Source organism: Salipiger bermudensis, from assembly GCF_017309175.1.
In the GTDB taxonomy this organism is placed as follows: domain Bacteria; phylum Pseudomonadota; class Alphaproteobacteria; order Rhodobacterales; family Rhodobacteraceae; genus Salipiger; species Salipiger bermudensis.
The window spans coordinates 188,414-201,287 of sequence record NZ_JAEKJV010000007.1; the positions used below are offsets into that span (position 1 = coordinate 188,414).

13 protein-coding genes are annotated in these 12,874 nt (G+C 67.6%); 8 read left to right on the top strand and 5 right to left on the bottom strand.

All coding sequences use genetic code 11. The features are described 5' to 3' along the window. The first annotated feature begins 3 nt into the window (after window positions 1-3). From JF542_RS11645 to JF542_RS11655, 3 genes are read left to right on the top strand one after another with little or no spacing between them, the layout of a single operon-like run. Window positions 4-753, top strand: coding sequence for a glycerophosphodiester phosphodiesterase family protein (locus tag JF542_RS11645; protein WP_423734652.1), 750 nt, complete (start codon window positions 4-6; stop codon window positions 751-753). Window positions 754-799: 46 nt separating this feature from the next. Beyond that, entirely contained in the window at window positions 800-1,999 is a 1,200-nt protein-coding gene (locus JF542_RS11650) for a GNAT family N-acetyltransferase (RefSeq protein ID WP_207075969.1), read from the top strand. Next, complete coding sequence (locus JF542_RS11655; RefSeq protein ID WP_207075970.1) at window positions 1,996-2,286, top strand: 4a-hydroxytetrahydrobiopterin dehydratase; 291 nt, start codon at window positions 1,996-1,998, stop codon at window positions 2,284-2,286. Before JF542_RS11650 ends, JF542_RS11655 begins: the two co-directional genes overlap by 4 nt. Before the next feature lie 50 nt (window positions 2,287-2,336). On the opposite strand, the gene JF542_RS11660 is transcribed toward JF542_RS11655, so the two are convergent. The 3 genes from JF542_RS11660 to zigA all read right to left on the bottom strand — a co-directional run bounded on the left by JF542_RS11660 (window position 2,337) and on the right by zigA (window position 6,460). Beyond that, window positions 2,337-4,871: a cation:proton antiporter gene (locus JF542_RS11660; RefSeq protein ID WP_007794068.1), complete on the bottom strand. Its 2,535-nt coding sequence runs from the start codon at window positions 4,869-4,871 to the stop codon at window positions 2,337-2,339. Between the two features lie 60 nt (window positions 4,872-4,931). Next, complete coding sequence (locus tag JF542_RS11665; protein WP_242533717.1) at window positions 4,932-5,174, bottom strand: DUF6525 family protein; 243 nt, start codon at window positions 5,172-5,174, stop codon at window positions 4,932-4,934. A 65-nt stretch (window positions 5,175-5,239) separates the two neighbouring features. Further along, complete coding sequence (zigA, locus tag JF542_RS11670) at window positions 5,240-6,460, bottom strand: zinc metallochaperone GTPase ZigA (RefSeq protein ID WP_007794061.1); 1,221 nt, start codon at window positions 6,458-6,460, stop codon at window positions 5,240-5,242. Window positions 6,461-6,658: 198 nt separating this feature from the next. Between zigA and JF542_RS11675 the strand changes: the two genes are divergently transcribed. Both JF542_RS11675 and JF542_RS11680 read left to right on the top strand, forming a co-directional pair. After that, window positions 6,659-8,383: a tetratricopeptide repeat protein gene (locus tag JF542_RS11675; RefSeq protein ID WP_207075972.1), complete on the top strand. Its 1,725-nt coding sequence runs from the start codon at window positions 6,659-6,661 to the stop codon at window positions 8,381-8,383. Beyond that, a complete protein-coding gene (locus tag JF542_RS11680) occupies window positions 8,373-9,254 on the top strand; it encodes a 4-(cytidine 5'-diphospho)-2-C-methyl-D-erythritol kinase (RefSeq protein ID WP_207075973.1) in 882 nt (293 codons plus the stop codon). Before JF542_RS11675 ends, JF542_RS11680 begins: the two co-directional genes overlap by 11 nt. Here the strand turns inward: JF542_RS11680 and JF542_RS11685 are convergent. Next, the gene (locus JF542_RS11685) at window positions 9,248-10,249 is read right to left on the bottom strand and encodes a polyprenyl synthetase family protein (protein WP_207075974.1); all 1,002 of its coding nucleotides are present in this window, start codon (window positions 10,247-10,249) and stop codon (window positions 9,248-9,250) included. The genes JF542_RS11680 and JF542_RS11685 overlap by 7 nt on opposite strands. Before the next feature lie 55 nt (window positions 10,250-10,304). Here JF542_RS11685 and JF542_RS11690 point away from each other — a divergent pair, with 55 nt between their 5' ends. From JF542_RS11690 to JF542_RS11700, 3 genes are all read left to right on the top strand, one after another. Next, window positions 10,305-10,520 (top strand): putative signal transducing protein, encoded by a 216-nt coding sequence (locus JF542_RS11690; protein ID WP_007794050.1) that lies wholly within the window; start codon window positions 10,305-10,307, stop codon window positions 10,518-10,520. Beyond that, window positions 10,510-11,283 (top strand): tRNA1(Val) (adenine(37)-N6)-methyltransferase, encoded by a 774-nt coding sequence (locus tag JF542_RS11695; RefSeq protein WP_040544348.1) that lies wholly within the window; start codon window positions 10,510-10,512, stop codon window positions 11,281-11,283. Before JF542_RS11690 ends, JF542_RS11695 begins: the two co-directional genes overlap by 11 nt. Window positions 11,284-11,396: 113 nt before the next feature. Further along, complete coding sequence (locus JF542_RS11700; protein ID WP_007794044.1) at window positions 11,397-11,570, top strand: YdcH family protein; 174 nt, start codon at window positions 11,397-11,399, stop codon at window positions 11,568-11,570. Window positions 11,571-11,789: 219 nt separating this feature from the next. On the opposite strand, the gene JF542_RS11705 is transcribed toward JF542_RS11700, so the two are convergent. Beyond that, a complete protein-coding gene (locus tag JF542_RS11705; protein WP_207075975.1) occupies window positions 11,790-12,710 on the bottom strand; it encodes a VOC family protein in 921 nt (306 codons plus the stop codon). Window positions 12,711-12,874: the final 164 nt, after the last annotated feature.

Genomic DNA, 12,874 nt, shown 5'->3' on the forward strand with positions numbered 1-12,874 from the left:
CACATGCTTCCCGCAAGCTTCCTCGACCGGCCCATCGCGCACCGTGCCTATCACGACATCGCGGCGGGCCGGCCCGAGAACTCGGTCGAGGCGATCATCGCCGCGATCGAGGCCGGCTACGGCATCGAGATCGACCTGCAGCTGTCCTCGGATGGCGTGGCGATGGTGTTCCACGATTACGATCTCGACCGGCTGACCGCCGAAACCGGCCCTGTGCGTGGGCGCAGCGCCGCCGCGCTGGGAGCGATGCCGCTCCGGCACGGCTCGAAGGGCATCCCGACCTTCGCCGAGGTGCTCGCGCTTGTTGCGGGGCAGGTGCCGCTGCTGGTCGAGATCAAGGATCAGGACGGCGCCATGGGCCCTGATATCGGCCCGCTCGAGGCCGCTGCCGCCGAGGCGCTCAGGGGCTATGCCGGCCCGGTCGCGCTGATGTCGTTCAACCCGCATTCCGTGGCCGCGCTGGCCGAGCTGGCGCCAGATATCCCGCGCGGTCTCACCACCTGTGCCTATCGGGGGGGCGACGCAGAGCAGCTGCCCGAGGCACGGCTGGCCGGCCTTCGTGCCATCGCGGATTTCGACCGCACCGCCGCCTGCTTCATCAGCCATGACTGGCGCGATCTGACCGCGCCGCGCGTGGCCGAGCTCCGCGCCGCCGGCGTGCCGGTGCTGTGCTGGACGGTGCGGTCGCCCGAAGACGAGGCCGTCGCGCGCGAGGTCGCCCACAACATCACGTTCGAGGGATACCCGGCTTGATCCCGGCGCGGTGCAGGCCAGATAGTGGCCGGCAGGGAATACACGCATGACCGATCAAAGCCCCGACGGCACCATCGCCGTCAACATCCTCACATCGCTGGACCAGATCGCGCCGGGCGACTGGGATGCCTGCGCCTGTCCCGAAGCCGTCGATGGCGGCCGGCCCAATGACCCGTTCACCACCCATCGCTTCCTGCACGCGCTCGAGGCCTCGGGCTCGGTCGGGCGCGGCACCGGCTGGGAGCCGCGCTATCTCAGTGCCGAGCTCGACGGCGAAATCATCGCCGTGGCGCCGCTTTATGCCAAGGGCCACAGCCAGGGCGAGTACATCTTCGATCACAACTGGGCCCACGCCTACGAGAGCGCGGGGGGCGACTATTATCCCAAGCTGCAGATCGCGGTGCCCTTCACCCCGGTCACCGGGCGGCGCTTCCTCACCAGGCCCGGGCACGAGGCGACCGGCATCTCGGCGCTGGTGCAGGGGGCGGTCCAGTTCGCGGCGCAGAACGAACTCAGTTCGCTGCACGCCACCTTCTGCACCGAGGCGGAGGCCATCGCCGGCGAGCGCATGGGGCTTCTGCGCCGGGTGACGCAGCAGTTTCACTGGGAGAACCACGGCTACGCCGATTTCGACGCCTTCCTCGCCAGCCTCAGCTCGCGCAAGCGCAAGAACATCCGCAAAGAACGTCGCACGGCGCACGACTTCGGCGGCGAGATCCGGATGCTCTCGGGCGACGAGATCGAGGCCGAGCACTGGGACAGCTTCTGGCATTTCTACCAGGACACCGGGGCGCGCAAATGGGGCACGCCCTACCTGACCCGCGCCTTCTTCGAGATCGCCCACGAGACCCTGCGCGACGACATCGCCATGGTGGTCGCCTCGCGCGAAGGGCGCGACGTGGCGGGCGCGCTGAACTTCATCGGGCGCGATGCGCTCTACGGGCGCTATTGGGGCTGCGTCGAGGATCATCCCTGTCTGCACTTCGAGGCGTGCTACTATCAGGCCATCGACTTCGCCATCCGGCACGGGCTGGAGAGGGTCGAGGCCGGGGCGCAGGGCGAGCACAAGCTGGCCCGCGGATACCTGCCGACCGAGACCCACTCCCTGCACTGGATCGCGGACCGGGGTTTCGCCGACGCGGTGGCGCGCTATCTCGAAGAGGAGCGGCGGGCCATCGGACAGGATATCGAGATCCTGACCGCCTATGGCCCGTTCCGAAAGGAAATCAGGGAAGAACAGGAATGACCGAGAAACTCTCCGACACCGCCCGCGACACCGTGCTTGCCCCGCTGTTCGAAAGCGGCTGGAAAATGGTCGAGGGGCGCGACGCGATCCACAAGACCTTCGAGTTCGCGGACTTCACCGAGGCGTTCTCGTGGATGACCCGCGCCGCGCTCTGGGCCGAGAAGTGGGACCACCACCCGGAATGGAGCAATGTCTACAAGACCGTCGAGGTGACGCTCTCGACCCATGATGTGGACGGGCTGTCCTCGCTCGACGCCAAGCTGGCGCGCAAGCTCGATACGCTCTGAGCTCTGGCCGGCACGCCCCGCCGGTATCGCGGATCAGGACCCCGGCCCGCTCAGGCCGGGGTCTTTTTCTTTCGGGGCTTCGGTTCGGCGGCCGGAATGATCGTGTCCGGATCGACGCCGCGCTTCTCGGCGCTGGCGCGGACCGCCTCGCGCAGGGTCTCGCTGCGCTTCAGCAAGCGCCGGAACCGCGCCTCGTCGAGCACCAGCAGGGTGCTCGGCACGATGGCGCGCGATTCGAAGCGGCGTGGCTTCTCGGTCAGGATCGCGAGCTGGCCGAACATCTCGCCCCGGCCAAGTCGCCAGGTCTGGCCGCCGCGCTCGAGCTCGACCGCGCCGGTGGCGATGAAATACACGCTGCGGGCGGTGCTGTCGGGGCGCAGGATCACCTCGCCGGGGTTGACGTATTGGGCAGAAAGCGCGCGGGCGAGCTGCTTGACCGAGGGATCGTCGAGATCGGAGAACAGCGGGAATTGCCGCACCAGTTCGGAGCGTTGCAGCGCAACGTCGAGGCGCGGGCGCTTTTCGCTGGCGGCGCGGCGGTCGGCAATGTCCTGCATCAGCGAGGTGTGAAGTTCCTCGCCGATCAGCCCGTCGGCCCACATGGTGTTGTACTCGCGCTCTTCCAGCCGCAGCTGGGTGCGGCGGATGAAGTGGCGCTCGAGCGTCTCGGCATAGCCGGGATATTGCAGCCGCAGCCCCTCGAGCGCGGTGTTGACGGTCTCGACGCGGCGGCTCAGCAGCTCGGTCAGCAGTTCCGAGACCCGGCGTCCATGGATGCGGCGGATACGGCCATGGATGAAGCCGTCGAGATCGCGCAGGATCAGCTTCTGTGACAGCAGCAGCTCGAACCGGTCGGCGGTGAGCCGCGACAGCGGGCCCGAGACGCCGGCGCGGTTATGGAGCAGCGCCGCCAGCCGGAAGGCCTTGCCATAGGCCACGACGCGACGCGCGGCGCGGCGATAGCCGCTGCGCCCGCCGGTGCGGGTGGCCTCGATCAGCCGGTCGGCATCCGACAGCAGGATCTCCGACAGTCGCGAGGAGATCGAGTGATCGCGCACCCGCTCGATGATGGTGTCGCGCTCGGCCCCGGCCAGCGCAATCAGGCCCAGCGTCACGCGGTCCTTGTCGAGGATCTCGGTGTCTTCCTCGGCCTGTTTGACCGCCTCTTCGAGCCGGTCACCGAAGCGCTTGGCTTCGCTGCGGATGATGCGCTGATCGAGATCGTAATTCGCGGTGGTGCGCGAGACATCCTCGCGCACGGTCTGCAGCGACACCGCGACCACCTGCTTTGACAGGGCCTGGTCCAGCGGCGACAGCTGGTCCAGCCCGAGCTTGCCGATCACCCAGCGCAGCGTGGTGCCCTGCACCAGCAGCGTGAAGAGCGTGAAGCCTGTGGCGAGGATACCGACCTGGCGCTTGATCTCGACCGGCACGCGGAAGTTCTCGGTCACCGCCAGCGCCAGCGCCAGCGTGACGGCGCCGCGCAGCCCGCCCCAGAGGATCGCGCTGCGGTAGGGGCGCTCGACCGGTGGCGACAGGCGCAGCCGGCCCATGATCGGCAGCACGAGGAACAGGATGAAGGCGCGGGCGGCGATGGCAGCAAGCACGACCACGAGCACCAGCCCGGCATCGGAGAGGCGGAACTCCTCGAGCATCCGCGGGATCAGCAGGGCGGCGAGGATGAAGATCAGCGCCCCCGCCCAGTGCGCCAGCAGGTCCCAGACCTCGCGCAGGTTGGTCCATGCCTCGGGCGGCAGCCGGCCGGGGCCGACGATGTTGAGCGTGAGGCCCGCAGCCACCACCGCGATCACGCCCGAGGCGCCGATGCTCTGCTCGGCGGTGATGTAGGCGAGGTAGGGCAGGGCGACCGAGATCGACTGTTGCGCCAGCTCGTAGCGTCCGAAAAGCCCCATCAGCCGCACCGCGATGCGGGCAAGGAGCCAGCCGCTCAGCGCGCCGCCGACGATCAGCAGCGGGAACTGGCTCAGCGCGTCTTCGAGCGTCGGGTCCGGCAGGCCGAGCATGACGAAGCCGAGAAAGAAGCCGAACAGCGCGATGGCGGCGGCGTCGTTGAGCAGGCTCTCGCCCTCGATGATGCGCGCCAGCCGTCGCGGTGCCGAGAGCGAGCGGAAGATCGAGATCACCGCCGAGGGGTCGGTGGTCGAGACGATGGCGCCGATCAGCAGGCAGGCGGCCAGTGGCAGGGTCGAGAACCACGACAGTGCGTAGCCGACGCTGAGCGTGGCGACGACCACGGCCCCCACCGCGAGCAGCAGGATCGGCACCCAGTCGTCGAGCATCCGGCGGATGTTGAGCCCGAGCGTCGCCTGAAACAGCAGCGTCGGCAGAAAGACGTAGAGGAACACGTTGGCGCGGATCGGCAGGCCGAGAATGGCCTCGGCCACCGGGTTGAGCGCGTCGGTAAGCGTGGTGCGCAGGAAGAAGATCGCGCCGGCAGCGATCAGGATGCCCAGCACGGCGAGGATCACGCTGTAGGGCAGCCGCAATCGCGCCGCGAGCGGCTCGGCCAGACCAATGACAAGAAACAGCGACGCGATGACGGTCGTGACAACAACGATGTCCATGGCCCTCGCAATAGCGGGAAACACCCTGTCTTCGGAAGGTCTGAAAACGTTGGAAAGGTCTTATATCACGCAACTGCGAGGGATTGTGGGCGGTTGGCCGCCGCCGGACGCCGGGCCAAGCGTGTCCCGGGCGAGTTGCCGGTGTTCGATCTCTGTCATCCGTGCAAGCGCCGCGTCGAGGTCGCCGCCACAGAGCGCCAGGCTGCGCTGCCAGGCCCGCTGCGCCGAGCGCGGCGACCATGGCAGCGCCGCCTGTGCCAGCCAGCGCCGGAGCGCTGGCGGCAGGCGGTCGAAGCTCTGCATCGGGTCGCCGCTCTGCCTGCGGCGGGGCAGGGCGCTCTGGCCGTTATGGGCGCCGAGGCGCCCCATCAGGCCGCCTCGGTCGCGCGGCGCCAGCCGGGGAACGGATCCTCGAGCGTGGTCCAGAGCTCGGGCGTGAAGCCGGTGTCGGCCTTCAGGAGCGCGGCGTCGAGCGTCTCGGTGATCGCGGCGCGATCCATGCCCGCGCCGATGAAGACCAGCTCCTGGCGCCGGTCGCCCCACGGCTCCTGCCAATGCTGCGCCAGATAAGCCTGCGCCTGCGGGTGATCCGGGCGCCGGGCCTCGGGCACGGTGGCCCACCACATGCCCATCGGGCGGATGCTGCTCAGAGCGCCGGCCAGCGAGAACTCGGCCAGCCAGTCGGGCCGGGTGGCGACCCAGAAATGCCCCTTGGCCCGGATCACGCCGGGCAGCGGCCCGTTCAGCACGTCGTTGATGCGTTGCGGGTGGAACGGCCGCCGGGCGCGGTAGACGAAGGATGAGACGCCGTACTCCTCGGTCTCCGGCACGTGATCGGCAAAGCCGTACAGCTCCTTGGCCCAGAGCGGGTGCTCGTGGGCGGTGGCAAAGTCGAAGAGGCCGGTGTCGAAGATGCGGTCCTGTGGCACCTGCCCGAAATCGGTCTCGATGATCTGCGCATCCGGGTTCAGCGCCGTCACGATCAGCCGCGCCGCATCGGTGCGGTCCTTTCCCGCGGCGCCGACCTTGTTGAGCACCACGACGTCGGCGAACTCGATCTGGTCCACAAGCAGATCGACGAGCGTGCGCTCGTCCGCGTCGCCGAGGCTTTCTTCGCGATCCTTCAGAAAATCGTGGCTGGCGTAGTTCTGCAGCAGGTTCACCGTGTCGACGACTGTGACCATGGTGTCGAGCCGCGCCACATCCGACAGGCTTTGCCCCAGCTCGTCGCGGAACTCGAAGGTGGCGGCGACGGGCAGCGGCTCGGAGATGCCGGTGCTCTCGATCAGCAGGTAGTCGAAGCGGTTCTCGGCGGCGAGCCGGCGTACCTCCTGCAGCAGGTCGTCACGCAGGGTGCAACAGATGCAGCCGTTCGACATCTCGACCAGCGTCTCTTCGGTCTGGCTCAGGTCGGCGCCACCGTCGCGCACGAGATCGGCGTCGATGTTCACCTCGGACATGTCGTTGACGATCACCGCGACCCGGCGGCCCTCGCGGTTGTTGAGCACCTGATTGAGCAGCGTCGTCTTCCCGGCACCCAGAAAGCCGGACAGCACGGTGACGGGGAGGCGGGGGTCTTGCGCGGACATCGGAGATCCTTTGGGTTAGGTTGCGTATGTTATAACGTATCAAATAAAGCGATCCGTGGGTGGGCTGCAACCCCGAAATGCCGCGCGGTGTGCATCGGCAAGGACATGCCGGCAGGTGACGCGCCCGTGAACCGGCTGCGCATTGCGTGGCAGGGCAGGCGGGGATAGTCTTGCCGGACCGATAAAGGAGGCATTGGCATGGCAGGCAAGGCTCTCGGGCTTCTTCGCAACACGGCGCTCGCGCTGACGATGGCTGTGGGCGTGGCCGCACCGGTGACCGCCGAAAGCCTTGCGGGCGACTACCTCGCCGCGCGTCAGGCCAGCTTCAACGGCGATTTCAAAGCCGCGGCCGAGTATTACGGCCGCGCGGTGGCCTTCGATCCGGGCAATCCCTCATTGCTCGAACGCGCCACGCTCGCCAACCTGTCGCTCGGCGATGTCGAGAAGGCGGTGGCGCTGGCCGATCGCCTGTCCGAGCAGGGCTTCCAGAGCCAGATCGGGCACATGGCGCAAATCGCTGAACTTGCCCAGAGCGAGGACTACCAGGCGCTCCTCGAGCGGATCGAGGACCAGACCGCCATCGGCCCGCTGGTCGACGGGCTGGTCAAGGCGTGGTCGGTTCTCGGCGAGGGCGAGATGAGCGGCGCGCTCGAGGCGTTCGATGCGGTGTCGGAAGAGCGCGGCCTCGCCCCCTTCGCCTTCTATCACAAGGCCATGGCGCTGGCCTCGGTCGGGGACTTCGAAGGCGCGGAGGCGATCTTTGCCGAAAACCGCGCCGGGAGCATGCAATATACCCGTCGCGCGGTGATGGCGCGCTCCGAGATCCTCAGCCAGCTCGACCGTCAGGACGAGGCGGTGGCGATGATCGACGAGGGCTTCCCGCCGCCGATGGACCCCGGCCTTGCCGAGATGCGGCAGCGGCTGGTCGAGGGCGAGCGTCTGCCCTTCACCTACGTGAACTCGCCCAAGGACGGCATCGCCGAGGTGTTCTACACCCTCGGGGGCGCGCTGGCCAACGAAGCCGAAGACGATTTCACCCTGCTCTATGCCCGCATCGCGCAGTACCTGCGACCGGATCATTCCGGCGCCATCCTGATGACCGCATCCCTGCTCGAGTCGCTCGATCAGTTCGACCTTGCCGTCGCCGCCTACAAGCAGGTGCCGCGCGACGACTCCTCCTACCATGCCGCCGAGCTGGGCCGCGCCGAGGCGCTGCGCTCGAGCGGCAAGGTCGATGCGGCGGTCGAGGTGCTGGAACAGCTTGCTGGCACCCATGGCGGTCAGGCGGCGGTGCAGTCGGCGCTGGGAGACATGATGCGCCAGCTCGAGCGCTACGACGAGGCGGTCGATGCCTATGACGCCGCGCTCGCCACCTTCGACGACGAAAACCCCTCGCTGTGGTTCCTGCATTACGCCCGGGGCATCAGCAACGAGCGGCTGAAGAACTGGGGCGAGGCCGAGGCCGATTTCCGCAAGGCGCTCGAGCTCAACCCGGGCCAGCCGCAGGTGCTCAACTATCTCGGCTACTCGCTGGTCGAGCAGCATGAAAAGCTCGACGAGGCGCTCTCAATGATCGAGCAGGCGGTCGCCGCGCAGCCGCAGAGCGGCTACATCATCGACAGTCTCGGCTGGGCGCTCTACAAGCTCGGCCGCTACGAGGAGGCGGTGGTGCACATGGAACGTGCCGCCGAGCTGATGGCGGTCGATCCGGTGGTCAACGACCACCTGGGCGATGTCTACTGGGCGGTGGGGCGCAAGCTCGAAGCCGAGTTCCAGTGGAAGCGGGCCCTGAGCTTCATCGACTGGGACGATGCCTCGGACGAGGTCGATCCCGAACGCATCCGCCAGAAGCTGGAGGTCGGGCTCGACGAGGTGCTCGAAGAGGAAGGCCAGCCGCCGCTCAAGATGGCCAATGGCGAGTGAGGTCTTTGCGCCGGCGAAGATCAACCTGACCCTGCACGTGACCGGCCGCCGCGAGGATGGCTACCACCTGCTGGATTCGCTGGTGAGCTTCGCGCCGGTTGGCGACCTCCTAACGATTTCCGAAGGCGATGGCCTGTCGCTGCGGGTCGATGGCCCGGAAGCCGAGGGCGTTCCCGAGGATGGCAGCAACCTCGTGATGAAGGCGGCGGCGCTGCTGGTCAGCGATGCAGATCTGCATTTGCACAAGGCGCTTCCGGCGGCGTCGGGCATTGGCGGCGGCTCTGCCGATGCCGCGGCGGCTTTGCGCGGCGTGTCGGCGCGGGGCGGAGGCGATGCCTCCGCCGAGGCGCTGCTTGCAGCGCATGGCGAAGAAATCCTCGCGCTGGGGGCCGATGTGCCGATGTGTCTTTACGCCCGGCCGCTGAGGGCGGAAGGGATCGGCGAAGCGCTGACGCCGCTGGCATTGCCGCCGGTCGCCGCCGTGCTGGTCAATCCACGCCTGCAGGTCTCGACCCCGGCGGTGTTCCGGGCGCTTGAGCGCCGCGATAACACGCCGATGCCCGAGACCCTACCGGATATGCGCGACACTGCGGACCTGATCGCCGTCCTGTCGGAGATGCGCAACGATCTTCAGGCGCCGGCCTGCGCGGTGCAGCCGGCGATCCTCGACGTGCTGGCCCGGATCGGGGCGCAGCCGGGCTGCAAGCTGGCCCGCATGTCGGGATCGGGGGCGACCTGTTTCGGGCTGTTCCTGTCCGAGACGGAGGCGGCAGCCGCGGCCGAGGCCATCGCAGCGGCAGAGCCGGGTTGGTGGGTGGCGAGCGCTGTGCTGGGCGATTGTTCCGCGCTGGCGGCGCCGCGGGGTCAGTAGACCCGCGACACCACGAAATCGGCGAGCTCGACCAGCAGGTCACGCAGCTCGGACTGCGGCAGCTTCGCCATCGAGGCCTTGGCCTTGTCGGTCCAGGCCTGTGCATCGGCGCGGGTGGCGTCCAGCGCGCCGTGCTTGTTGAGCAGGGCCAGCGCGTGCTCTAGATCGCCATCCTGCTGGTCGCCCTTCTCGATGGTGCGCTTCCAGAAGGCGCGCTCCTCGTCATCGGCGGCGGCGATGGCCTTGATCACCGGCAGGGTCAGCTTGCGCTCGCGGAAATCGTCGCCGACATTCTTCCCAGTGGCCGAGCTGTCGCCCTGGTAGTCGAGCAGGTCGTCGACGATCTGGAAGGCGATCCCCAGCGCATCGCCGTAATCGAACAGCGCCTGAACCTGCTCTTCCTCGACGCCGGCGATCACGCCACCGACCTCGGTTGCCGCCGAGAACAGCGCCGCGGTCTTGCCGCGCACCACCTGAAGGTAGATGTCCTCGTTGGTGCGCAGATCCTGCGCCGCGGTGAGCTGCAGCACCTCGCCCTCGGCGATGGTGGCGGCTGCGTTGCTGAGGATGTTGAGCACTCTCAGATTGCCCGGCTCGACCATCAGCTGGAAGGCGCGGGCAAAGAGGTAGTCGCCCACAAGAACGCTCGACTTGTTGTCCCAGAGCAGGTTGGCAGTGGGGCGGCCCCGGCGCTGCTTGCTCTCGTCGACCACGTCGTCATGCAGCAGCGTGGCGGTGTGGATGAACTCGACCGTCGCGGCGAGATGCACGTGGAACGGACCCTCGTAGCCGCAGAGCCGCGCCGAGGCGAGGGTCAGCAGCGGCCGCAGGCGCTTGCCGCCGGCCTCGACGAGATGCGCGGTGACCTCGGGGATCCGAGGTGCGTGCTTCGACGCCATGCGCTCGCGGATCAGGGCGTTGACCCCGTCCATGTCCCCGGAAAGCAGCGTGGCGAGCCGGTCATGCGGCTTCTGCATCGGCGTATCCAAACCCATCAAACCCTCGGTATCGGCCTCGACAAGGAGGCGCCCCTGTCCTTACATCCCCGGCATGGAAGAGCTTCTGCGCACAAACGACATCACGCTGATCCCGCTGGTCAAAACCCTTCTCGACGGGGAGGGTATAGACAGCTTCGAGCTGGACGTAAACATGAGCGTGCTCGAGGGCAGCTTGGGCATTCTGCCGCGGCGGCTGATGGTCCGGGCCGATCAGATCGACGATGCCCGCCGCATCCTGCGCATGAACGGGGTGCGCTTTGAGGACTGAGCCCTTCGCCGAGGAGGCGTTGCAGCGCAGCGATTTCCTCGGCGGGCGGGTGCGGCTCTGGCAGCCGCGTGAGGGCTACCGGGCGGGCATCGACCCGGTGCTCTTGGCCGCAACCGTGCCTGCAAAGCCCGGTCAGAGCGTTCTGGAGCTGGGCTGCGGGGCCGGGCCGGCGTTGTGCTGTCTTGGCGCGCGGGTGGCGGGGCTGCGCCTCACCGGGCTCGAGATCCAGCCCGCTTACGCGGCGCTGGCGCGGCGCAACCTCGCGGAAAATGCGCTGACGGGCGAGGTCATCGAGGGGGATATCGGAGCACCGCCCTTTGCCTTGAAGGCGCTCACGGTCGATCACGTCCTCGCCAACCCGCCTTATTTCGAGATCGAAAGCCGCAGCATCGCCTCCGATGTCGGGCGCGAGATGGCGTTGGCCGGGCCGGCGCCGCTCGCTGACTGGGTGCGGCTCGCGGCGAAACGCCTGCGTGTGAAGGGCACCGCGACCTTCATCCAGCGCGCCGAGCGCCTGCCCGAGCTTCTGGCGGCAATGGGCGAAGGGCTCGGCTCGCTCGAACTCTGGCCGCTGGCACCACGCGAGGGCAGGGCGCCTCGGCTGATTCTCGCCCGCGGTCGCAAGGGCGGGCGGGCAGCATTCCGCCTTCACGCGCCGCTGATCCTGCATTCGGGACCGGCCCATATTGAAGATGGCGAGGACTATACCGATGTCATTCGTACGGTGCTGCGGGGAGGCGAGGCGCTCAATTTCCCGCCGTGACCGGTCGGTGTTGACGCATGGTAAGGCAATGTTGAGGACGTTCGCATCTGCAGCGTGACTTGAATCGCCGAATGTGCTGCACTGAAGGCTCGTACCCAGCAAAGGAGGACACTATGAGCTTGAGTTCGCATCTGCAGGAACTGAAGAAAAAGCACCACCACCTCTCGACCGCTGTTGAAGAAATGCAACGCAGTCCGGGCGTTGACGACCTGCACGTCGCCGAACTGAAGAAGCAGAAACTCCGCCTCAAGGAACAGATCAACAAGCTGAGCACCCAGCCGCATTGATCGCCTGAACTTTGCAGTGCCCCGGTCTGGTGGTCTTCGGGCGGCCGGGCCGGCCTCGAAATGCGGGAAAACTCCCGGAAAACCGAGGTAACAACAGCTCGAATCAGAGCTGACACAAATTAAACATCCAAATGTAAAACGCTGGTGACGGCGCGGAGGGAAACGCCCGCGCCGTCACTTTGTTTGATCGCCCCGGCTCGGTGTTTGATCGCCCAAGCCTCAGTCGCTGATCGGCTCGAGCGTGGCTTCCAGCCGCTCGCGCAGGTGCGCGTGCTGGTCGGGCAGCTTCAGCGCCTCGCCAAGCGCGCCGCGCTCTTCGTCGCGGTCGAAGCCGGGCTCGCCGGTCGCGACCTCGAAAAGCACCCCGCCGGGGCTGCGGAAGTAGATCGCCCAGAAGTAGTCGCGGTCGATCTGCTCGGTCACCTGGAAGCCCTCGCCTTCGAGCGCCTGCTGCACCTCTTTCTGCGCCGCGCGGTCGGCGACGGCGAAGGCGACGTGATGCACGCTGCCGGCGCCCTGACCGGCCTCCGGAGCATCGCTCTGCAGCAGATCGACGAAGTTGGCGCCATTTCCGTTCGGCATGGAGAAACGGGTCACCGCGCCATCGGTCCCGGCCTCTTCATAGCCCATGAAGCGCAGCAGTTCGGAGGTGGGCGCGATGTCGGGCAGCGCCAGTTCGACCGAGTGGAAACCTCGGATGGCGGTGTCGGCGTCGATGCCGCTTTCGGTCCACGGCGTGCGGTCGTCCTCGGTCTCCACCAGCGTCAGGTCATCGCGATCCGGCCCGTCGAAGCGGAGCCGTGCCTCGCCGAAGCGGCCTTCTCGCAAGCTCGGCGTGCGGCCCGTGAGGCGCTCTTCCCAGAACGGCAGGCTGCCCTTCGGCACCGAGAAGGCGGTGGTCGAGACCTCGCCGCTGCCGGGCGTCCGGCGGGTGGCGTTGGGGAAGGGGAAGTAGGTCATCACCGTTCCGGGCGTGCCGATCTCGTCGCCGTAGTACAGGTGATACACATCGGGCCGGTCGAAGTTCACCGTTTTCTTGACCCGCCGGAGACCCAGCGTCCGGGTGAAGAAGGCGTTGTTCCGCTGCGCGCCGCTGGCCAGCGACGTGACGTGGTGAAGGCCTTGGATCTGGCTGAGCATGGCGGGTCTCCTCTGGTCCGTGTGAGCGCAAATATAGGGCGCGCGACGCCGGTGACACCTCGGCGGCGGCGCGCCGTTTCTGTGCAAGTCCGCACGGTCTGCGCGGAGGACAACGAAAAAGCCCCGGCGCGGGCCGCCGGGGCTTTCGTGATCGCATCGAGGAC

Excerpts from the sequence above, each read along its gene's own strand:
- JF542_RS11645 (WP_423734652.1), top strand. The coding sequence starts at position 4 with ATGCTTCCCGCAAGCTTCCTCGACCGGCCCATCGCGCACCGTGCCTAT.
- JF542_RS11650 (WP_207075969.1), top strand. The coding sequence starts at position 800 with ATGACCGATCAAAGCCCCGACGGCACCATCGCCGTCAACATCCTCACA.
- JF542_RS11655 (WP_207075970.1), top strand. The coding sequence starts at position 1,996 with ATGACCGAGAAACTCTCCGACACCGCCCGCGACACCGTGCTTGCCCCG.
- JF542_RS11660 (WP_007794068.1), bottom strand. The coding sequence starts at position 4,871 with ATGGACATCGTTGTTGTCACGACCGTCATCGCGTCGCTGTTTCTTGTC.
- JF542_RS11665 (WP_242533717.1), bottom strand. The coding sequence starts at position 5,174 with ATGCAGAGCTTCGACCGCCTGCCGCCAGCGCTCCGGCGCTGGCTGGCA.
- zigA (WP_007794061.1), bottom strand. The coding sequence starts at position 6,460 with ATGTCCGCGCAAGACCCCCGCCTCCCCGTCACCGTGCTGTCCGGCTTT.
- JF542_RS11675 (WP_207075972.1), top strand. The coding sequence starts at position 6,659 with ATGGCAGGCAAGGCTCTCGGGCTTCTTCGCAACACGGCGCTCGCGCTG.
- JF542_RS11680 (WP_207075973.1), top strand. The coding sequence starts at position 8,373 with ATGGCGAGTGAGGTCTTTGCGCCGGCGAAGATCAACCTGACCCTGCAC.
- JF542_RS11685 (WP_207075974.1), bottom strand. The coding sequence starts at position 10,249 with ATGGGTTTGGATACGCCGATGCAGAAGCCGCATGACCGGCTCGCCACG.
- JF542_RS11690 (WP_007794050.1), top strand. The coding sequence starts at position 10,305 with ATGGAAGAGCTTCTGCGCACAAACGACATCACGCTGATCCCGCTGGTC.
- JF542_RS11700 (WP_007794044.1), top strand. The coding sequence starts at position 11,397 with ATGAGCTTGAGTTCGCATCTGCAGGAACTGAAGAAAAAGCACCACCAC.
- JF542_RS11705 (WP_207075975.1), bottom strand. The coding sequence starts at position 12,710 with ATGCTCAGCCAGATCCAAGGCCTTCACCACGTCACGTCGCTGGCCAGC.